Below are 22,080 nucleotides of genomic sequence, written 5' to 3' on the forward strand. Positions count from 1 at the left end.
CCCTCTCTCACCCCGGATGGCTACAATCTTTTGACCGGGGGGATGACGGTAAAGGAGGTTGTAGCTCCCTCTCTCACCCCGGATGGCTACAATGCAGCATGTCAGCGACGTCGATACATCCGGTTGTAGCTCCCTCTCTCACCCCGGATGGCTACAATGTCAACCCGGACGACGACGCGGCCTTCCTGGTTGTAGCTCCCTCTCTCACCCCGGATGGCTACAATCGGATATTTTGGATCAAAATGTCCCTTCTCGTTGTAGCTCCCTCTCTCACCCCGGATGGCTACAATCCTGAGGGGTTTGGGCCGGTTTCCGGCCTCGTTGTAGCTCCCTCTCTCACCCCGGATGGCTACAATATCTTGCCACGAACCCCGCATTCTGCCTTGCCAGTTGCAGTGTTCGGGGCAATTTTTTTGTTCTAAAGCAAGAGTAATTGCTGGGCATTAATCTTTTTTTCCTGAATTTTTGGTGAACCGACCAGTAATTTCATCTGTGCAAATTGTTTCTCGCTGATCTGCAAGCATCGCACAGAACCTTCTGTAGGAAGGTTGGTAGAAAGCCGTTTTAGGTGCGTTTCCATATCATCGAAACCGTTGACGATACGGCCATACACCGACCACTGGATCATGTCATATCCATCCTGAATCAGAAAGCGGCGAAAGATCACATAGGCTTTTTTGTCCGCCTTCGTTAAAGTTGGTAAGTCGAAGAAAACCATCAAACGCATGAATCGTCGTGTCTCCCTACTCATTGTTCTCGCCTTCGTCAGGCTCGGATAAATTTAGACTAGGCAAGGCCAAAGCTAGCAAGTCGTCGTTGAGGCGCTGAGAAAGGCTAATGACCACTGATTCGGCAGCCGCAAGCAGAGTACTTTTTCCAGTTGATGCATCTGATAGATGCACCAAGACATCCTGATGAAGCACACTGACGATATGGGCTTTGTCTTCTCTTGTCAGTTCACGCTCAGACGTGTCAGGCTTTGCATAAGTAAGCACATGTGCATCAAGAATGGGGCGGAATGGCTCAATCAGGTCATCAGCCAAATTAAATGCGTTTTGTTCGCTTGAATGGTGCAGCCCGAAGGCCGTTAGAAAGCCATAGGCAACCAGATTTCTTGCCAGCGTGGAGCGAATTACACTGTATCCATAATTGAATGCGGCATTATGAAATCGTTCCTGTGCCCGACTAAATCCAGCTCCAAACAGATGACGGAAATAAACTTGCGCACCGTGGGATTCGGCATGACCGGCATCCCCAGAACGAACGGATTTCGCCAGCCGCTGCAGGTGGCAACTGGCAGTCACATGCCCCTGCCAAGCCAAAACCTCGGCCTGATTGAGTAATTTTCGTTGTACGATACCTCGCCAGAGTTGCTTCCTGCGGGGCAGGCTCATGTCCAGTTGCGCACGCATAATCTTTAGGGCACGACTATGTGGCAGGTGTGGTAACAGAACGCCATTCGGTAAATGTTTGTCGTCTACTGTGATAACAGCAATCTGCCCGCTTGCACAAGCAGACAAAAGTTTCGCTGAAAGGCTGACCTGTGGCTGGTCAATGACCAGCACGGATATGTCCTCCAAGGGAATGCGCAGCTTGCCCTCATCCTGTTCGACCACCAGTCCATTTTGCTCGAGTCGCAGGCGCGATGGTTGGGTAATCACCACGCTGCGCCAGGCCATGACTCAGACCTTACGTTTGGAATGGAGTGGCTGCCTGGCTTCCTGCTTGACGGGGTAGAGGCGGCCTAACAGATCCACATGAGATTTTTCTACGGAAAGGGCTGTTTTGATGCCTATGCCGCGGAATAGGCCATTCTTGCCAATAGACTGATTTCGATCATGTGCCCAAACTGAAATAGCCCCCGTGGAACGATCCAATCCCTCAAAATAGCCCTCAAGAGTCGGCTTTCCCTTCTGTTCAACTTTCACCCAATCATTAGGATGCAGGCTGAACAAGAAATGGTACTTGTCATCCATCAGTGTCCATTCCTCCTCCGGTTTGGATTGAACTACTGCCCGATTCGGCAATTCTGACTTCACTGCGTCTGCTACGTAGAGCGGCACGGCATAAAACTTTTTACCATCAGTGAAAATATCCACGCGCAGCATGGAGCCGTTGTTGGCAATGCCACCGCGAACTGGGATGCCACTTTTTTGTGTGTCCATCAGGTTGACTGTTCGCACAACAGGTGCGAGTTTCCCCGGCTTGCTGGGCTTGTAAAGTGGCTCTTTGAATGCCTTTTGCCCATCATCACCATGTGCTTGCAGTCGTTGGCGAATTGCCTCGATCAGCTTGGTATTGCGTGGATCATCCCACCCGACAATTCGCTCTATATCCTTGAGCTTCAGGTTTTCCAATGGCGTTTTTACTGCGCTCTGTCCCTCTGGGATTTGTGCATTCGTATTATGAGAGGATCGGATGGTCTCCTGATGGGCTTGACCCAGCCCTCGTCGAAGTGGCGCGCGGGAGACGCGAATAGGGTGCGCTAGTGGAAGCAGTGCTTTGTTGTAATCGTGCAGATGCTCGAGTTGCAGGACCGGATCGTTGGATAACCAAGCTTCCAACTCCCAGCGAAAATGTTGCCAAGGAGCGGGGAAATGATCTTCCAATTTTCTCAGGGCATGAATATCCATTACTTCGCCGGTTTCCGGATCAATAAATCCCTCACGAACCATCGCCAGCTCCTTACGGCGAGAATAATCTGAAAGTCGCTTGACCATCCCATGACTGGCAGCGGCAACCACAGCAGCATCCAGCGCATGATGCAGGTCACCCTCCTCACGCAGCTTGTTTAATCCCCAGCGGGTACGCAAGAACGCGGTCAACTGACCCGATACAACTACACAGCGTTTGCTTTGAGAATCCTCAGCCAGTTGCAGGTGCTGTTCAACAAGATTTTTGAATGCACGGGCGATATATCGAGTATCCGTGAGGTTGCGCTCACGGAAGCCTTCGGCTGCCTTGTCTCCGAAGTCCTTGCGCAACAAACGGTCACGTTTGGCTTGACGGTAGTTTTTGTTACCGTCTACCCAAGCCTTGAAGCTTCGCCACCGGTCGCTGTCATGTTCGCCGTCCATATATTCGTAAGGCGTGCGATTACCTTTGTTTTGGTTTTCGACCTTTAGTACTAGTACCTTGTTGTTCATGCCGTCATCGAAGCTGCGCGAATAGGGTAGCACGTGGTCGATCTCGACATAACCATCCTCATCCAGTCGTTGCAAGTCGATGGCGTTCAGAGTGTAAGCACATTTGCCCCCCTGCTCATGGTAAAGACGCATCTTGCTCAGTTGGTCGCGCCGAGGCATGGCACCGAACAGGTGATGGAATGCATCAACTGCTTTTTCCTTATTCTGCCTGAAATTGGCTTGTTCCTTTTCAATCTTGCGGCGCTCATCAAAGGGCTTGCTCAAATCTCGTGCCAGCTCGATGTGCACGGCGGCGGGCGGGCCATATTCGTCAATAATGGCGTTGACCAGCTTGCGCGCCTGATTGAGCGCACGGTAAACGACGGGATTCGTGAAGTTTTCTTTGCCTATGGGTGGCAGCTTGGGCTTCTTGTTCTCATCCGTGTGAAGCTGGCTATGGTGGCTGTAACCTGCCGATAATACGGCTTCGTCATATCGCTGACCTGCCTCCATGTAGGGAATGATCTTTCTCAATGCTTTGATGGAAAGGCGAACGAAATCGCTGAATGAGACCATCAGCACGGCTTCAATGATGTCTTTCCCGATCCTCTTTTCCTGCATCCACACGTTGGCTTCGGTGTCGTCCTTGAATACGGTTTGGGCATAGGCAAGATCGTCTAGGCGATCAGGATTTGCGGCATCTCGTGTCCATTCGATTTTTAGTCCGGCATCTTCATAGGCCTTGCGCAGCGCATGGAAAGCTTTGGCTTCAAACAACACGGTATCTTCTGCAGCCAGTTCGTTTCCCTCCTTGCGCTTTTTCCAATAGTCCACACCAACGAAGCGGGCGGCTTCGGGCAGACCTGCCTTGGCGCGAATCTGCTTGTAGGTTACTTTGGTTTGGGTAAATGGAAGTTGGAGAGCGGCTTGGCGTTCTTCATTACTCAGTGCGCGTGTTTCGCCCTGATTACTGATCCGCAGATTGTTCAGTCGAGTAAACCAGACAAAACGCTCGGCGGTGTGACTTGCCTTCGGCGCTCGATATTCGTCAGGCTCGAACGAGCATGATCCAACCATTTTAAGCAGGTTCTCGCCAGACAAGGCGGGGCGGCGAGCCATGAGCAGTTCATGGATGGACTTTTGCAATTCGGGCTTTGCGTGTGGGTTGCCGAGCGCGTGCTGGGTGTCAAATAGTCTGGTGAGTTCGTTATCGAGGTCAGAGCGAGCGAAGGTATGGGTGTACTCGCCGCCCTTGTTGCGTTTGGCGTGCGCAAAGGACTCATCACACGCAGCCATTTCGCCCACTGTGCGCCAGCCGCCGTCCAACACTCGTTTCTGGTTTGAGGTAACGCCACTTAGCATTTGTCCTGTTTTCTCATCGGCCTTGGCTTCACCCTTTCGGTTTGACTGGAAACCACGATGTTTGACGATGTGGTAGAGCACGGCGGCCCATTCATGTGGTGTAAGCAGTCGATCCAGCCCTTCTGCTCGCAATTCCCAAGGCGATATCTTTGTGATGATCTCTTCTGGTGAGTGAGTTGGAATTATCCCCTCGCGTTTAAGTAAACGACGCAGGCGTAGCAAGCGAAATGCACGCCGTCGAATACGACGCCGCGTCAATCTTGACTCTCGACGAATCTTATTGAGAGATTCGCCTTCCTTGGCGGTTTCAGCCTTATTGAACGTACGCACATGCAGGGCGTGAATATGATCATCAGCCAGCAACGCGGCTCCCACAGATGCCATGCCAATATCGAGGCCCAAAAGATAATTCAAAACAGGATGTTTCATACAAACTCCTTCCAATGTATACTTTGTATATTGTTGCCATCCGGGGTGAGAGCCGTTGCTACAATAAAGGTCTTAATTGAACCTAGTCCGCCCACCTTAAACAAGTGGGCTTTCTTTTTGCATCTAAGGAAACCTCGAAACACCCCTTCAATGGGATTTTTCGAGGAAATTCATTGCGGGTAACCCTCAATGAACTCACGCTATTTCAATCGTTTAAGCGGTTGGGTGGCGCCCCCAAATAAATTTTGTTCGCCACTTTGATCGCTCTGGCATGAGTGACTTCTGTGTGGGCGGTAAAGCTAAATATTTTTAGTGCGTTTGCGCACCGCCTCTCGCCTTTTAGAGCAGGACTTATCTGCCACTTTCCGGACGATTATGAGCGCGCCTCTTTTAACAAACAAATGAAGATGGGTTTAATACCAGTCTTTCATGGCTTGGATGGGCGTTCGATTGTTCAGCGCCGACTGGGGGTGGCTGGTGGTTGTACAGGTATACATAACGCATCAGGATTTACACCATATCTTCGCCGCTGATGATGCGGTAGGTCTTCGTGATGTCGGCAATCCGGCCATTGAGCCGCTGGTTGGGGGGGTGCTTGGGTTTAATCAGGTTGTGTTCGATATTAAATGCCTGGCAGAGTTGATCGAACTCATGTCGTCCGCTTACCTGTCGCTCTTTTGAAGCGAACAGGCGGTCGGTGAATTCCTTGCCATTGTCGGTCAGGATGCACGTGATCTTGATCGGATATGCCTAATGCAGGGCATTAAGGTTACCGACAGTGTGACGACGCAGACAACGATCAGGACCAGAGAGAAACATCCGGACTCAGGAACGCTCTGGTGATCGCCAGAAAGTCATCCAATGGGAAGCAGCAGGGATTTTTGCGCAGATACACCATCACGGCTTCTTGCGCGGGCGTCAGGATGGTTTGCAACCGGTGGGCCGTGTGGGGGAGCGATCCATCGTGCTGAATCGGTGCTTCCATTTGTACACGTTGCCTTCGCTGATGCCATAGCGTCGGGCCAGAACACGGGCACTGTCCGAACTTGTGGCAATCTCGGCGCGAATACGGGGCGTTGGTTCGCGCGCTCTTGTGTGGAGACACCATCATGGCTGCCTACCTCCACGCCGGATATGTTCGTCGATGATAGATTGAAACAAGCTTCGGGCAACAAACAAAGGCCAGCGCTTTAGGTCAATACAATCATCCGGGACTCTAAATTTAGTGAAGCAGACTGAACATCTTGCGACGCCAGATCTTGGTGAGAGCGTGATCCGAGCCAAGAAGCTCGAAGGTGTCGAGCAGGCCGCGACGACCGGCGTCATCCTTGTATTGGCGATCGCGTTGCATGATGGCGAAGAACTGGGCGAGGGCGCATTCATAGTCCTGAGTCATGGCACAACGAGAGGCAAGCTGTTCGCGTGCTTCAAGATCGTTTTCGTCGGTGGCTATGCGCGCTTGCAGTTCCTCGACACTCGGTCCATCTCCTGCATGTTGCGCCAGATGAATGCGCGCTTTGAGTTCCTTGACATCCTTGCGTGTGGCGACATCGATCGGCAGGGCATCGATAATCTGCATGGCCTGATCGTGGTCGCCCGTCTTGCTTATGATTTCGGCCAGGTCGATCAGAACGTCTGCATTATTTGGTTCGATGGCATTGGCTTGCTTGAGCAGGTCGATTGCCTGTTCGATGGCACCGGCATCGGCTTGTTCGCGCGCCTGATTTCTCAGGGCCCGCACCTCGGAAACGATGTGTTTTTCCAGAAATTCACGGACCTGGCTTTCCGGCAACGCCCCCATGAATTGATCCACCGGCGCGCCATTGATGACCAACATCACGGTCGGCAGGCTGCGAATACCGAAATGGCCGGCCAATTGCGCTTCGACATCCGTGTTGACCTTGGCGAGCTGCAATTTGCCGCCATAGCTTTCGGTGATCTGTTCGAGCATGGGCTTGAGCGTCCGGCAAGGGCCGCACCATTCCGCCCAGAAATCCACAAGTACAGGCGTCTGAAAAGACGCATCGATGACGCGGGTCTGAAATTCTGCGGCGGTAACGTCGAAAATATAAGGCAGATCGGACATGGGCATCCTCTTGTTTGAAAATGAAAAAAACTCGAAGTGGGGAATGTATGGCGGCTCTTCCTACACTTTTCAAGGCAGAAGCACGGCGAAACCCGAATCTGACTGCTATGCTCCAGCCCCTTTTTGCTTTTCGGCACGGCCACACTCTGGGTCAACTTATGTCCTCCATCCCTGAATCTCCGGCGGTTTGTGCCCCTCGTTCCGCCCGTCATCATCCCTATTTCTGGCCGTTGGTCGCCCTGCTGGTGCTCGGCTTGCTGTGGGGTTATAACTGGGTGGTGATGAAAGGTGGTTTGAGCGAGATTGCCGCGCTGTGGTTCGGTGCCTTGCGCACGATCATTCCCGCCGTGTTGCTGCTGCTCTTACTGCCTGCAACGGGCCGATCGCTCAGACCGCCGCCCATGCATTACGTCATTCCATTGGGACTCTTGCAGACCGCCGGTTTTGTCGGCTTTATGATGTGGGCGTTGCAAACCGGCGCGGCGGGTGAGACCGCGGTGATCGTTTTCACCATGCCGTTATGGCTGATGTTGATGGCGCATGTGGTGCTGCACGAACGCTTGACCCGCCGCCAATGGCTGGCGCTGGGTATTGCGGGTATGGGCCTGTTTTTCATGATTGCGCCGTGGCGCGGGCATCTGGCTATCGGTGCTTCGTTGTTTGCCGTGTTGTCTGGCTTGACCTGGGCGGGTGGTTCGATCTGGCAGAAGAAATTCGGTCGTCGTTATCGCCTTGATCTGCTCAATGTCACCGCCTGGCAGATGCTGTTCGGTGGTTTTGCCATTTTGCTGGCAGCGGTGATTCTTGAACCCTGGCATGCCGAATGGACACCGCATCTGCTTTGGGTTCTGTTCTACAACATCGTGCCGGCGGGGGCGCTGGGTTGGCTGCTCTGGATTTATGCCCTGCACAATCTGCCCACCCGCATTGCCGGTTTCGGCTCATTGCTGATTCCCAGTGTCGGTGTTTTGGGCGCATGGATTCAGTTGGGCGAGCGGCCCGGATTATTCGAATTGATTGGCATCATCCTGATTCTCACGGCTTTGCTTCTGTCGCTCATATCGCGCCGGAATTGACTGAATGGGCCTCAACTACCGCGTTGCGTGTACACTTTCACGCTAGCGGAGGATGACGTGTCTGCCCTACGTTGATCGCTGACCGAACCGTGATGCTGTTTGATCCTGTTTTGTCCCCTGTTTTCAGTTCCGAGCATTGATTTTCCATGGCTGATTCTACGAATTCTCAACTATACGATGCCCGCGCCATCGAGGTGCTCACCGGCCTTGAGCCGGTGCGCAAGCGGCCGGGAATGTACACCGATACCACGCGGCCCAATCATCTGGCACAGGAGGTCATCGACAACAGCGTCGATGAAGCCGTCAGCGGTTTTGCCAGCCGGATCGATGTGGTTTTGCACGCCGATGGTTCGCTGTCCGTTACCGACGACGGGCGCGGGATGCCGGTCGATATTCATCCTGAGCACGGTGTGACGGGTGTTGAACTCATCCTCACGCGCCTGCATGCGGGCGGAAAATTCTCTGACAAGACCTATCGCTTTTCCGGTGGTTTGCACGGTGTGGGTGTGTCGGTGGTCAATGCCTTGTCCGAAAAACTCACCGTCGAGATTCGTCGGGACGGGAAAATCTGGCAGATGGCCTTCGAGGATGGTGTCCCGGTTGGCGAGTTGACCGAGGTCGGTACCGTGCCGAAAAAGCAGACCGGCACGCGTTTGCGTTTCTGGCCGCGGGCAAGCTATTTCGATCAGCCCAAGTTTCTAGTCAGCCGCCTGCTGCATGTGTTGCGCGCCAAGGCCGTGCTGTGCCCCGGTCTCACGGTGACCTTTCTCGATGAGTCCAGCGACGAGCCGCAAAAAATCTGGCATTACGAGAACGGCCTGTGCGATTACCTGCTCGGCGCCCTCGAAGGTCGGGCGATCATTCCGGCTCAGGGTTTTGTCGGTCATATGAGTGCCGAGCTGGCCGAGCGGCCGCAAATGGTCGATTGGGCACTGGTCTGGCTGGAAGAGGGCGGCGAACCGCTGACCGAAAGCTATGTGAACCTGATCCCGACGCCACAGGGCGGCACCCACGTCAACGGTCTTCGCCAGGGTTTGACCGAGGCGGTGCGCGAATTCTGCGATTTCCGTAATCTGGTGCCGCGTGGCGTCAAGTTGACACCCGAAGACGTGTTCGATCGCGTCGCGTTCGTGCTCTCGGCGAAGCTGTCAGATCCGCAATTCGCCGGGCAAATGAAAGAGCGTCTGTCTTCGCGCGAGTCGGCGAGTTTCATCGGTGGCGTGATCAAGGATGCGCTGTCGCTCTGGCTTAACCAGCATCCCGAACAGGGCGAAATCATCGCGCGTATCGCCATCGATGCGGCACAAACACGGCTCAAGAACGACAAGAAAGTCGCCCGCAAGCGGGTGACGGCCGGGCCGGCCCTGCCCGGCAAGCTTGCCGACTGCACTGCTTCTGATATTTCGCGCACCGAGTTGTTTCTTGTGGAAGGGGACTCGGCGGGCGGTTCCGCCAAGCAGGCGAGGGAACGCGACTTTCAGGCCATCATGCCCCTGCGCGGCAAGATTCTGAATACCTGGGAAACCGGGGTCGATCAGGTGCTGGCCAGCCAGGAGGTACATGACATTGCCGTGGCGATTGGCTTGGAGCCGGGCAGTGATGACCTATCCAAGCTGCGGTACGGCAAGATCTGCATCCTTGCCGATGCCGATTCCGATGGCCTGCATATTGCCACCTTGCTTTGTGCGCTCTTTCTGCGGCATTTCACCGCCCTGGTTCGGGCGGGGCATGTGTTCGTCGCCATGCCGCCGCTGTACCGCATCGATTTGGGCAAGGAGACGTTCTACGCGCTCGATGAAGCCGAGCGCGACGGTATTCTGGGGCGTTTTGCCGCCGAGCATCGACGCGGCAAGCCCCAGGTCACCCGCTTCAAGGGCTTAGGTGAAATGAATCCCGGCCAGCTGCGTGAATCCACACTCGCCCCGCAAACCCGCCGGTTGGTGCAATTATCAATGATGGACGATGATCCTTATGCGTTGATGGATATGCTGCTCGCCAAAAAACGCGCAGCCGATCGGCGCGGCTGGCTGGAAGCCAAGGGTGATCTGGCCATCGTTGCGTGATCTGATGTTGGGTCGGGTGTTGTGGTTTTCACCGGTTGTCTTTTTGCTCGTGCTGTTTCTGAGCCTGTCTGCGGCTCAGGCGGCCAGTGGAAAACCGCAACTGCAACTGACCGGTGAGATTACCCAAGCCGAGAACAAGGCGCTGATTCTACAGGTGGGGCTGTCCGTTCCGCCGATTCGCTTCACGTGTGATGCCTCGCCCGTATTGATGCGGCGTTATTTGCAATCGGCAACCATGGCGGCTCGGGATGCGCTGCAAGCCATGGGTTATTTCAATGCACGGATTCAAACCCATTTGAAACAAGATCCCGATTGCGCCATGCCGACGATGGACATCACCCCCGGCCCGCGGGTGCATATTGCCGCCGTCGATGTGGTTGTGACCACGTCGGCAGGGGACGATCTGACCCGACAATCGTTTCTGCGTGACTACCTCAAAAATGCGCGTCCCGCGAAGGCTGCGCTTTTAAATCAGAGCGTTTATGTCGCCCTGCGTGATGGCATCATCGAGCGTGTGCGCGGGGCGGGGTATCTCGATGCCGACTGGCGAAGGCATGAGTTGTTAGTCGATCCGAAAACCAACACGGCCGAGATTCACCTCGATCTGGATGCGGGCAGCCGCTACCACATCGGCAAGATCACGATCGAACAGACGATTCTCAAGCCGGAGCTGGCACAGAATCTGGTCGGTGCGAAAACCGGCGATACCTACTCCACGCAAACGCTGGTGGCGATGAACCAGAATCTGGCGAGCAGCCAATATTTCAGCGACGTGCGGGTGCGCCCGCAATGGGATCAGCGCAAGGCGCATGAGGTGCCCATCACGATTCGCACCCTGCCCAATGAGCCGCGCAGTTATGAACTTCGTGTGGGTTATGGTACGGATACGGGCGCGCGCTTCGGCGGCAAAATCACCCAGCGATATGTGAACCGGTCCGGCCATTCGTGGAAAGCGGATTTGTCTTTGGCACAGCGCAAGCAAACGCTCGGCGGCACCTACAGCATGCCGAAAATTTCCGATCCCCTGAACCAGCATTATGACCTTTATGAGGTGTTCGATCGGGAGCAGGACACCGGCATCACAACGTTATCGTCGACAACGGGCCTGCGTTGGGTACGCAATTTCAATTCGTGGACGAGCTCCTTGTACAGTGAATATCTGGTTGACCGCAGCCAGTTCGGCACCAATCCGGCACAGACGACCGGTTTTTGGTTGTTCGGTGCCCGTTTGGGGCGCCAGGAGCTCAATGATCCGCTGTTCCCTACCAAAGGATTCGTGTTCAGCAGCGGCATCAGCACGGCGGCAAAGCCGTTGCTCTCCAGTACCTCCCTGTTGCGTGCCCACGTGATGCTGGGGGGGCTTTATCCTGTGGGGAAATGGGTGTTCAAGGCGCGCACCGAGTTGGGTGGCGTGGTGACACCCGATTTCAATTCCTTACCCAAAAGCCTGCGTTTTTTTGCCGGCGGCGATCAATCCGTGCGCGGTTATGCCTATCAATCGCTGGGGCCGATCGATTCGACCGGTCAGGTGATCGGCGGGCAATATCTGTTCACGGCCAGTGCCGAGGTGATGCATCCGGTGTACGGGCGCGATTGGTGGGGCGCCGCGTTTGTTGATACGGGCAACGCCTTCGATGCCTTGAGCGCTATTCATTTGAATACGGGTGCGGGTATTGGCATCCGCTGGCGCTCGCCGGTCGGGATGGTGCGCGTGGATGTGGCCTATCCGTTTGACGGCAATCAACGCACGCCGCGATTGCACCTGGGCATCGGGACGGCCTTTTGATGCTGCGCTGGTTCTCCCCGCTGTTACAGGTCGTCGGCTGGCTGATCGGCGGATTGCTGGCATTGGTTTTTGTAATATTTATCGGTTTGACGGCAACCACGCCCGGCGTGCGTTGGCTGGCAGGGCAGGCCCAGCAACAAGTGGCCGGGCTTTCGATGGGCAAAGTCGAGGGTAATCTCTGGCAGGGCCTGCGTATCGATCAGCTCGCCTTCCACGCTCAAGATGGTTTGTCCCTGGATATCGACAAGGCCGAGGTTGCGCTCGATTGGCGGCAGTTCTGGCACTTTAGCTTGCTCATAAAAAACCTGACCGCCAAAGAAGTGGTTCTGCGCCTGCCTCCACCCGTCCAATCAACCACGCCAGCCACGCCACTTAATTTGTCTGATTTACCCTTGAAACTGCCGGTGGGTGTGCAGGTGGCGCATCTGCAGATCGATCACTTCACGTTAGTGCAGTCAACCCGGGCGGATCAAAACCCGCAAACCAGTCTGACGCTTACGACCCTGCAAGCCGATGGTCAAGCGGATGCGCAGGCTATCTCATTAAAAATAAACAAGATCGTGGCGAGTCTGCCCGGCCAGACTGTTGCCGGTGGGTACACCGATCAGGCAGTGCAAAAAACAACCATCGAAGGGCAGGGCGCGGTGCGGGTGGCAATTGCAACGCCGCATCAAATCGATGGCCAATTGGCGACGATTGTGGCCCTGCCTCAGGGTTGGGCGTTGGCGCAGATGACACTGGGCGGCAATCTGGCGGCTATAAAAACGCAGGTCAACGGGCGATGGGAGGGCTTTGTGACCCCGTCGGCCACGCTGCAGGCCGATGCGCAGATCAATCCGCAGCGCATGACCTTGGAAGAATTGCACATCGATACCCTCGAGGGATCGTTATGTGGGCGCGGTATTGTCGATTTTGCCCCACAACTCAAGGCCGCTATTCACGGGCAGGCAACGGGTTTGAATCCGGCACGTATCGCGCCCGCAGCGGCGGGGCAGGTGGGTTTTGATTACCAGCTCTCGTACGCTCAGTCGGGTGATCAAGGCAACGAGGCAGGGCAAGATACGGCCCAAAAATCAACATCCGCGCAGTTGCAGTTCAATCTCAGCGCGTTAGGCGGACACATTGCCCAGCTGCCCTTTGAGGGTTTGACCGTGGATGGCGCGATGGCAAACCAAAAGATCTCGCTGGATATAACCCACGGGACACTGGCAGGCGGTGCGCTCAAGGCCAAGGGTGAGCTGGGTTTAACCGGCGCACGGCCTGTAGCGCTCTCACTGGATTTGGATCGAGCGGCCCTGCGCGATGTGTTGGCACCAAACGGCGTGGCGGCTGAGGGGGCGATCAGCACGCATCTGAAGGTGGATGGTTCATTGGGTATTGATCCGTTGCGAGATGCTCAAATAAACTTTGATTGGTCTATTCCGAGCACGGTGCTGCATGTGCCCGTAACTGCGACGAATCAAAAATCGGTTCGGGTGCCGTTGTCACTGGCCTTACAGGGTAGATATGCCGATCAGCGGCTTGACTTGAAGCAGGCGAAAATCAATGTGGCCGATGCGTCCCTTGATGCCAAAGGCCGTGTGACGATGGCGGACTTGACCAAAAATACACCTGTCGATTTGACCGTGAATGCGAATATTCCCCAACTGGCGCATCTTCCCTGGCGCGCCGTCAATTTGCCTGATTTAACCGGCAGTCTTGATCTTAAAACCCGGTTGACGGGCAGCGTGCAGCATCCTGAAGCCACTGTCGATTTGCTCGCCCGTAATCTGGCTTACAAGCAATGGCAGTTGGCCAATTTGAGCCTGAACGGGCGTGTGAAACAGCAGCAAACATCGGTGTACGATCTTTCCCTGCGTGCCGATCGGTTGACCCAAGAGAATGCCAAAAAAACCGCTGATGTGCGTTTGAATAACCTTACTTTGGATGCCCAAGGCCAATGGCCGCAATTTGTGTTCAATGCGCAAAGCGCCGATGTTGGTGGCGGCTTCAGTGCGGCACAGCGTTTTAGGTTGAGTGCGGGGAGCCCGCAGGGGCAGGTGCGCCTGGCGATCGATGGCTTGCTGGCTCAAATTGGGAGTACACCCACATTACGTTGGGGCGGGCAGATCAAACGGTTGGATGTGGTGCCCGCGCCGTTTCACGGTAAATCGATACCGGCTTGGCATCTTCAGAAACCCGCCGATCTGACGTTGACCACGCAACAACAAACCTTGGGCAAAACCTGTCTTGCCACCGATACGGGTTCAAAAAACCAGTCCGGTCACCTGTGCATTGACCTAGCCAGGAACTTGGCGCGTCAGGAAAATAGCAAGGGTCGGCTGGATGCCGATCTGCCTCTGGCGCTGATCACACCGTGGCTGCCGGTTGCCGCCGATTTGCCCGGGCGGGTGCGGTTAATGGCCGATGGTGCGATCACGGCGGGGCAGGCGAAAGGCACGCTGAAACTGAGCTTGCCCGACAGCGAATTTCGCCTGCCCGATATCCTGGGTAATCGAGCCTATCCATACAAGAATGTTGATCTGACCGCCCGCGTTCAATCGGGTGTCGTCAATGGTGTGCTCAGCGCCGATGTGCCGGATTTGCTCAATATCAAAGGCGGCGGCACCGTGGGGCTGACCGGGTCAAAACCACTGGCGCTCGACCTCAAGGCTGTATTGCCCAGCGTTGCGATGTTGCAAGGCTTCCTGCCGCAAGTTGACGGGCTCAAAGGACAGGCGCGCGCCGATCTTGCGGTTGGCGGTACGCTCGATCAACCCAAACCCAGTGGACGGCTCGTGGTCGATCAACTGGCGTTCACCCTGCCAGATACCGGCGTGGCTTATGATCAAGGCACGCTCAATGCGCAGATCGACGGCAACGGACAACTTGTTTTTTCCGGTGGTTTGAACGGTGTCGTTTCCCACAACTCTACGAGCAACGCAGCAAGCACGCAGCAAACGGGGGTAGGGCGCCTGAATATTCAGGGCACGGGCGATTTGGCGCAGTTGCCTCAATGGCAGGTGCAGGCGCAGATTCAAGGGCAAGACGTGCCGGTATTGCGTCTGCCGAATTTATTGATTGATGCCAGCCCGGATCTGACGCTGGACGCCAGCAAGGCGGGGGCAAGAATCGGCGGTTCAATTACGCTGCCCACGGTGACCGCGCGCATTGAAAAACTTCCTGATGCGGTGGTCAAATCAACCAGTGATTTGGTAATTGTGGGCGAGAAAAAGCCGATGCCCACCGCGGCTTATCCCGTAACGGCGGATATCAAACTGATTCTGGGCAAGGCGGTTTCGCTCGCTGGCATGGGGTTTTCGACTGATCTTGCCGGTACGCTGAATCTGCGTCAGCGCCCGAACGCGCCTTTGGCTGCATTCGGCGAAATTGATCTGATCCGCGGCACCTACAAAGCCTACGGGCAAAATCTGGCCGTCAAACAGGGGCGGTTACAGTTTGTCGGGCCGCTGGGCGATCCGGGTATTGCGGCCACCGCGCAACGGGTGGTTGGCGCCACCACGGTCGGGTTGAACATCACAGGGACGTTATATCAACCCAAAACCACCGTGTTTTCATCGCCCTCCTTGCCCGAATCCGATGCATTATCGATACTGCTGACCGGAAAGCCCTTGAGCGATTCGGGATCGGGGGATCGGGCCATGCTGATGAATGCCATCGCCGGTCTGGGTGTGGCGCAGGGCAACGATATCGTGCGTGATATCGGCCAGAAATTCGGCTTTGATTCGGTTGGTCTGGATACCTCCGGGGGGTTTGGCGATACGCAGCTTTCCTTGGGTAAAAAAATCGGTGAACGTCTCTTTGTGCGTTACGCGGTGGGTGTGGTCAATGGCTTGAGTGAAATCATCACGCAATACAAATTAAGCAATCTGTTTTCTATCGAAGTCACCACGAGTCCGGATGCGACCGGCGGTGATCTGATCTACCGGATTCACTGATGTCGATTTTGTTACTGGCCGCGATGGGCCTACTCGCACTGTTATCCTGGTGGCCGAACTGGTGGGTGGGCCAGGTGATGGCGCGCCACGCCCAACCGGCCGACCGCTATCCTTTTTCCGGCGCGGATCTAGCGCGTTACCTGCTGGATCGGCGCGGCTTGGGTGATGTGACGGTCGAGGCTACCAAGGAAGGTGACCACTATGACCCTCATGCCCGGAGCGTGCGTTTGTCGCCCGCGCATTTTAGTGGCCGGTCGCTCACGGCGATTACCGTGGCAGCGCATGAGGTCGGTCATGCCCTGCAACACGCCGAGGGCGATCCGGCCTTCGTGCGACGACAGGAGATGGTCGAACGCAGCGCCTGGGCGCAACGCGTGGCCGGTTGGATTCTGGTGGCGATTCCGGTGGTGACGCTGATCGAAAAGCAACCCGCGCCCGCCTTGGTGATGCTGGTCGTCGGCGTGTTGACGATGGCGGTGCCCCTGATGGCGCAGTTATCGAACCTGCCCATCGAACTGGATGCCAGCTTCAAGCGTGCGCTGCCCATGCTCGAAGAGGGCGGCTGGCTGGGTAAGGCCGAAAGAAAACCGGCGCGGCAGATTCTGCGTGCGGCCGCCTTCACCTATGTGGCTCAGGCGCTGTCTTCGGTGCTGAATGTCGTCAAATGGTTGCGCGGACTGCGGATGTAATCAAACGCCCTTGAACAAGTTCGCCATGTTCTTATGTCCAATTTATCGCCGGTAGCGTCCATGGGTGTCGTTCTACTATGTTATAAATACGGTGTCATGAATACCAGGTTCGCCCATCGACCATTATCTGTGGGCTGTTCACCATGGCAATTCTCCCAGGGCAACTTCTTTCAATCCAGATCAGGAGCACGATATGGCTTTTCAACTTCCGGAACTCAGCTACGACTATGGTGCGCTCGATAAATCCATCGATGCGCAAACCATGGAAATTCACTACACCAAGCACCACGGCGCGTATGTGACCAACTGCAACAACGCGATTGCCGGTACCGAGTGGGATGACAAACCCATCGAAGAACTGATGGCGAATATCTCCAAACTCCCGCCAGCCGTGCGCAACAATGGCGGCGGGCATTATAACCACGCCTTATTCTGGACCATCCTTTCCCCCAATGGCGGCGACGCGCCAGCTGGAAAACTCGCCGATGACATCAACTCCACCTTCGGCTCGTTCAGCGCGCTGAAAGATCAGATGAGCACCGCTGGTGCCACGCGTTTCGGTTCAGGCTGGGCCTGGCTGATCGTGGACGCACAGGGCAAGCTCGCCGTCTGCTCAACGCCGAATCAGGACAACCCCACCATGGACATCGCCGAGATCAAGGGCACGCCCATCCTCGGTATCGATGTCTGGGAACACGCTTACTACCTGCGTTACCAGAATCGCCGCCCGGATTATCTCAAGGCTATCTGGGACGTCATCAGCTGGGAAGCGGTTGCCAGCCGTTATGCTGCTGCGAAGTAAGTCAGACAAGGTCTGAATGTCAAAAACCCCCGCGCCGGGGACGGTCGCGGGGGTTTTCGTTTTGAGGGGGGCAGAAATCAGGCAGGAAGCATGATCGGGTCGATTTCGCTAATCGATCCGGTGTGTATAGGATGAGTTGATCTGGCCGTACACACGGGGTGACTCTTGGGGCGCGTCAGAAGAAAATCCGTTGATGTAACCGGAGGAACCGCCGGAACGCCAGGAAGTGGACGCACAACCCGAAAGCGCGATGGCGACAAGTACGGGCAAAATCCAGAGGAAATACCGTTTCACGGGCAGCCTCTTCACTTGTCCTGATGTTTGGTGTCGTGACGCTTCAGGTTCGCTTCTTCGCGCATCGCATTGAGTTCGACATCAGTCTTGTCGGCAATGGAAAGCAGCTTGATGCCGAGGTCGGCTTCGATATCCCGCCATTCCTTCACAAAGGCTTCGCGATCCTGACGCAGGGTAGTTTGTGCTTTGGCGATGTCGATGCGGAGGGTGTCCACGAGATCAGGGTGGTATTCGTGCCCGGCCAACTCGGCACGGGATTCGTCGATGATTTCATCGCTGTGCCGTTTGATGGCCCGGCTTTCATCGTCCAGCAGGCGGGCGTAGATGGTGCCCAGCCAGTGGTAGTAACGGTCGCTCAAGCTTTCGTGGGACGTATTTTTGGTTTGTTCGTCGGTAGACATGTTGCGATTCCTCCTGAAGATCTGCACTCAGCATACACCGAGGCTCATGTACCCGGACACGGTTTTTTGGGGCAGTAGTCCGGTTTTTCGGGTATTCTTAACGCCCTTTTTATATCGTCCCCCTTATATCATCAAGTACGCACCCAATCGCCATGATGCACGAGCAATACGTTCCCGCCCAAGTTGAAGATCAAGCCCAGAGTCTGTGGGCCGACCGCCATGTATTTCGCGCGGTGGAAGACCCGACGCGGGAAAAATTCTATTGCCTGTCCATGTTTCCGTACCCCTCCGGGCGGTTACACATGGGGCATGTGCGCAATTACACCATCGGCGATGTGATCGCGCGTTATCAACGGATGCGCGGCAAGAATGTGTTGCAACCGATGGGTTGGGATGCGTTCGGGTTGCCCGCGGAAAACGCGGCGCTGAAAAATGGCGACGCTCCGGCGCGCTGGACATTCGAGAACATTGATTACATGCGCGGCCAGTTGCAGCGCTTAGGATTGGCCTACGACTGGCAGCGGGAACTGGCCACCTGCACGCCGGAGTACTACCGCTGGGAACAGTGGCTATTCACGCGTCTCGTGCGCAAGGGTATGGCCTACAAGAAAACCGCCGTGGTGAACTGGGACCCGGTCGACATGACCGTGCTGGCAAACGAGCAGGTCATCGATGGCCGCGGCTGGCGCTCCGGGGCGTTGGTCGAACGGCGCGAGATTCCACAGTGGTTCATCAAGATCACCGATTATGCCGATCAATTATTGGATGATTTGCAGCAACTGGATGGCTGGCCGGAACAGGTGCGCACCATGCAGGCCAACTGGATTGGCCGTTCGCGTGGTTTGCAGGTCGATTTTGCCTTGCCCGATGGCAACAATCTCACGGTGTTCACCACGCGACCGGATACGCTTTACGGCGTTTCCTACCTTGCCGTGGCCGCCGAACATCCGCTGACCAAAAAGGCGGCGGAAACCAATCCCGACATCGCCTCCTACATCACCCGTTGCAGCCATCACAAGGTGGCGGAAGCGGAAATGGCGACGATGGAGAAAGAGGGTGTCGATCTTGGCATCACCGTCACACATCCGTTGACCGGCGAACCGATTCCCGTCTGGTCGGCCAATTTCGTGCTGATGGAATACGGCACCGGTGCGGTCATGGCTGTACCGGCGCACGACGAGCGCGATTTCGCATTCGCCCGGCAGTATGGGTTACCGATCAAGCCTGTGATCGAGTCCATTGAGCCGCATGATTACAGCACCGGGGCGATGACCGCCAAGGGCAAGCTGTTCGATTCCGCTGCGTTCTCAGGGATGGATTTCGAGACGGCCTTCGATGCGATTGCCGCGCATCTTGAAGCCAAGAAGCTGGCCCAAGTGCAAATCAACTACCGCCTGCGCGACTGGGGCGTATCGCGGCAACGCTACTGGGGTTGCCCGATTCCAATCATCAACTGCCCGCATTGCGGCGCGGTGCCGGTGCCGGACGATCAACTGCCGGTGATCCTGCCGACCGATGTGGTGATGAACGGCCCGCAATCGCCGATCAAGCAGTCGCGTGAATTCATCGAGACGACTTGCCCGGAATGCGGCAGTGCCGCCGAGCGCGAAACCGATACCTTCGATACCTTCTTCGAGTCGAGTTGGTATTACGCCCGCTACACCTGCCCGGATTTCACCGAGGGTATGCTCGACGAGCGTGCCGATTACTGGCTGCCGGTCGATCAGTACGTGGGTGGTGTCGAACACGCCGTGCTGCATCTTTTGTATGCGCGCTTCTTCCATAAGCTGATGCGCGACGAAGGTCTGATTGCCCAGGACAAACCCGAGCCGTTTACCCGCCTGCTCACGCAGGGCATGGTGAATAAAGACGGCAGCAAGATGAGCAAGTCCAAGGGCAATACGGTCGATCCGCAACCCTTGATCGAGGAATACGGCGCCGATACCGTGCGCCTGTTCATGATGTTCGCCGCACCGCCGGATCAGGGTTTGGAGTGGTCCGATGCCGGTGTCGAGGGCGCGCATCGGTTCCTCAAACGCCTGTGGCGTCAGGTGTACGACCGCAAACAGGCCGGTTGGCAGCCATCGCCCTTGGTGACCGACGGACTGGACGATGCCGCCCGCGCTCTGCGCCGCAAGCTGCACGAAACCATTGCGCGTGTCACCGATGATGTCGAAAAACGCCAAACCTTCAATACCGTGATTGCGGCGAATATGGAGCTGTTCAACGAGTTGAACCGTTTTGAAGGGACCGATTCTGCAGCAAGCGGCGTGATCACCGAAGTGCTGCAAAACATGATCAAGATGCTCTCGCCCATCGTGCCGCATATCGCCCACGCGCTCTGGCCTGAAGTGGGCGGAACAGGCCTTGTGATCGACGCGCTGTGGCCGCAGGTTGATGCCGCTGCACTGGTGCGCGACGAAATCGAACTCGTCGTGCAGGTAAACGGCAAATTGCGCGGCAAGATTCTGGTGGCGGCAACGGCCGACAAGTCTATGCAAGAAGCGGCGGCCGTGGCCAATCCCGATGTGCAACGCTATCTTGACGGGGTTTCCATCAAGAAGGTCATCGTCGTGCCCGGTCGGCTTATCAATATCGTGGTGGGGTAACCTGTGACCATCCAGAATTCTTCGTTTTTAGCCCGTTTCCTGCCATCGCACGCCATCGCTTTTTTTGGTGCGCTGGCCGTTCTCGCAATGCTCGCGCTGGGGGGCTGCGGCTACCACCTGCGTGGCGTGACGAGCCTCGATCCGGTTTATCAAACAGTTTATGTACAGGGCATGAGTACCAGCGATCCGGTGTACCAGCAGCTACAACGTCTGTTCCTGAACACAAACAGCACCCTCGTGACCGACCCGAGCAAGGCATCGGCCACCCTCGTGATCGACAGGAATACGGTCGAGCAGCGTGTCGCCGTGGTTACACCGCAGGCAACCGTGCAACAGTACGAGTTGTACCAGCGGATTACCTATCACATCGAGCTGGCTGATGGACGGCGTCTGCCTGAGCAGACGATCGGGCAGGCGCGTAACTACAATTACGATCCGACGGGTGTCATTGCTTCCACCAGTAACGAGGCCCAGATTCGTCAGGAACTGGCCGAAACACTGGCCCGGTTGTTGTTCTACCGCCTGAGTGCGCCCGTGAAGATGGAACCGCCAGCGGCGGCGCACTGATCCGTGAATCTGCGTCCGGAACAACTGGATGCGGCGCTGGCCAAAAAACTGGCCGCCCTTTATGTACTGGTGGGCGACGACTGGTTGCAACTGGATGAGGCCCGTCAATCCATTGCCCGGCATGCCCGTTCGGCCGGCGTGACCGAACGCCTGCGGTTCGAGGTGGAGGGGCGCTTTGACTGGAATAGTCTCAAGTCGGTCGGGGCGAATCTGTCCCTGTTCGCCGAGCGACGCCTGGTTGATTTGCGCATTCCCGGCGGCAAACCGGGCAAGGAGGGTGGCGAAGCGATCAAAGCCTTGGCAGCCCGATTATCGAACGCTGATGAGACGGACGATGTCTGGTTGATCAGCCTGCCGAAACTGGACATGAATGCGCAGAAGTCGGTCTGGTTCAGTGCCTTGAGTCAGGCGAGCGTCACCATCCAGTTCTGGCCGATTGGTTTGCGCGATCTGCCGCGCTGGATCGAATCGCGCGGTGCCAAGCTCGGTTTGCAGATACGGCCGGATGCCGCGCAACTGATTGCTGAGCGGGTTGAAGGCAACCTGCTCGCCGCCAAACAGGAACTCGACAAGTTCAGCTTGCTGAATTTGCCCAATCCCCTGACGGCGGAGGCGCTGCTTGAAAATATTACCGATCAGTCCCGGTTCAACCCGTTTGATCTGGGCGATGCTTTGTTGGATGGCGACCGCGCCCGTGCGGGACATCTGCTTGCCCGGTTGCGGGAAGAGGGTGTCGATGCCATCCTGATTTTGTGGGTGCTGAGTCGGGAACTGCGCCTACTGGCTACACTGGATGAGCCCGCGGCCATCGACCGTTTGCCGGTGCCCAAAGGCCGCCGACCCTTGTATGCCC

15 protein-coding genes, 1 pseudogene and 1 CRISPR repeat array are annotated in these 22,080 nt (G+C 56.2%); of the genes and pseudogenes, 9 read left to right on the top strand and 7 right to left on the bottom strand.

Annotated elements, in window-relative coordinates; all coding sequences use genetic code 11:
* Window positions 1–57: 57 nt before the first annotated feature.
* Window positions 58–356: direct repeats of the CRISPR family, unit length 36 nt; unit sequence GTTGTAGCTCCCTCTCTCACCCCGGATGGCTACAAT.
* A 62-nt stretch (window positions 357–418) separates the two neighbouring features.
* From cas2 to trxA, 5 genes and pseudogenes are all read right to left on the bottom strand, one after another.
* Window positions 419–727, bottom strand: a complete 309-nt coding sequence (cas2, locus tag M7R55_RS07430) for a CRISPR-associated endonuclease Cas2 (protein ID WP_298219786.1) — start codon at window positions 725–727, stop codon at window positions 419–421.
* 16 nt (window positions 728–743) lie between these two features.
* Complete coding sequence (gene cas1, locus M7R55_RS07435) at window positions 744–1,679, bottom strand: type II CRISPR-associated endonuclease Cas1 (protein ID WP_298219787.1); 936 nt, start codon at window positions 1,677–1,679, stop codon at window positions 744–746.
* A 3-nt stretch (window positions 1,680–1,682) separates the two neighbouring features.
* Window positions 1,683–4,916, bottom strand: coding sequence for a type II CRISPR RNA-guided endonuclease Cas9 (gene cas9 / locus M7R55_RS07440; protein ID WP_298219788.1), 3,234 nt, complete (start codon window positions 4,914–4,916; stop codon window positions 1,683–1,685).
* 413 nt (window positions 4,917–5,329) lie between these two features.
* Window positions 5,330–5,984 (bottom strand): annotated as a pseudogene (locus M7R55_RS07445) (hypothetical protein).
* 154 nt (window positions 5,985–6,138) lie between these two features.
* The gene (gene trxA, locus M7R55_RS07450) at window positions 6,139–7,002 is read right to left on the bottom strand and encodes a thioredoxin (protein ID WP_298219789.1); all 864 of its coding nucleotides are present in this window, start codon (window positions 7,000–7,002) and stop codon (window positions 6,139–6,141) included.
* Between the two features lie 158 nt (window positions 7,003–7,160).
* Here trxA and M7R55_RS07455 point away from each other — a divergent pair, with 158 nt between their 5' ends.
* From M7R55_RS07455 to M7R55_RS07480, 6 genes are all read left to right on the top strand, one after another.
* The gene (locus M7R55_RS07455) at window positions 7,161–8,078 is read left to right on the top strand and encodes an EamA family transporter (protein WP_298219790.1); all 918 of its coding nucleotides are present in this window, start codon (window positions 7,161–7,163) and stop codon (window positions 8,076–8,078) included.
* 146 nt (window positions 8,079–8,224) lie between these two features.
* Entirely contained in the window at window positions 8,225–10,141 is a 1,917-nt protein-coding gene (gene parE, locus M7R55_RS07460; protein ID WP_298219791.1) for a DNA topoisomerase IV subunit B, read from the top strand.
* Window positions 10,119–11,927, top strand: a complete 1,809-nt coding sequence (locus tag M7R55_RS07465; RefSeq protein WP_298219792.1) for an autotransporter assembly complex family protein — start codon at window positions 10,119–10,121, stop codon at window positions 11,925–11,927. Before parE ends, M7R55_RS07465 begins: the two co-directional genes overlap by 23 nt.
* Window positions 11,927–15,865, top strand: a complete 3,939-nt coding sequence (locus tag M7R55_RS07470; protein ID WP_298219793.1) for a translocation/assembly module TamB domain-containing protein — start codon at window positions 11,927–11,929, stop codon at window positions 15,863–15,865. Before M7R55_RS07465 ends, M7R55_RS07470 begins: the two co-directional genes overlap by 1 nt.
* Window positions 15,865–16,554 (top strand): zinc metallopeptidase, encoded by a 690-nt coding sequence (locus M7R55_RS07475; protein ID WP_298219794.1) that lies wholly within the window; start codon window positions 15,865–15,867, stop codon window positions 16,552–16,554. Before M7R55_RS07470 ends, M7R55_RS07475 begins: the two co-directional genes overlap by 1 nt.
* A 193-nt stretch (window positions 16,555–16,747) precedes the next feature.
* Window positions 16,748–17,356 (top strand): superoxide dismutase, encoded by a 609-nt coding sequence (locus tag M7R55_RS07480; protein WP_298219795.1) that lies wholly within the window; start codon window positions 16,748–16,750, stop codon window positions 17,354–17,356.
* A gap of 108 nt (window positions 17,357–17,464) precedes the next feature.
* Here the strand turns inward: M7R55_RS07480 and M7R55_RS07485 are convergent, their stop codons facing one another.
* Window positions 17,465–17,650 carry a hypothetical protein gene (locus M7R55_RS07485; protein ID WP_298219796.1) on the bottom strand — a complete coding sequence of 62 codons (186 nt, stop codon included), beginning with the start codon at window positions 17,648–17,650 and terminating at the stop codon, window positions 17,465–17,467.
* An 11-nt stretch (window positions 17,651–17,661) separates the two neighbouring features.
* Entirely contained in the window at window positions 17,662–18,051 is a 390-nt protein-coding gene (locus tag M7R55_RS07490; RefSeq protein WP_298219797.1) for a hypothetical protein, read from the bottom strand.
* A gap of 155 nt (window positions 18,052–18,206) precedes the next feature.
* On the opposite strand from M7R55_RS07490, the gene leuS reads away from it, so the two are divergent.
* The 3 genes from leuS to holA form a co-directional block, all read left to right on the top strand.
* On the top strand, window positions 18,207–20,660 hold the full coding sequence (gene leuS, locus M7R55_RS07495) for a leucine--tRNA ligase (protein ID WP_298219800.1): 2,454 nt from the start codon (window positions 18,207–18,209) through the stop codon (window positions 20,658–20,660).
* A gap of 3 nt (window positions 20,661–20,663) precedes the next feature.
* The gene (lptE, locus tag M7R55_RS07500; protein WP_298219798.1) at window positions 20,664–21,227 is read left to right on the top strand and encodes an LPS assembly lipoprotein LptE; all 564 of its coding nucleotides are present in this window, start codon (window positions 20,664–20,666) and stop codon (window positions 21,225–21,227) included.
* 3 nt (window positions 21,228–21,230) lie between these two features.
* A partial coding sequence (holA, locus tag M7R55_RS07505; protein WP_298219799.1) for a DNA polymerase III subunit delta occupies window positions 21,231–22,080 on the top strand: 850 nt, incomplete at its 3' end.

The organism is Halothiobacillus sp. (assembly GCF_027346185.1).
GTDB lineage: Bacteria > Pseudomonadota > Gammaproteobacteria > Halothiobacillales > Halothiobacillaceae > Halothiobacillus.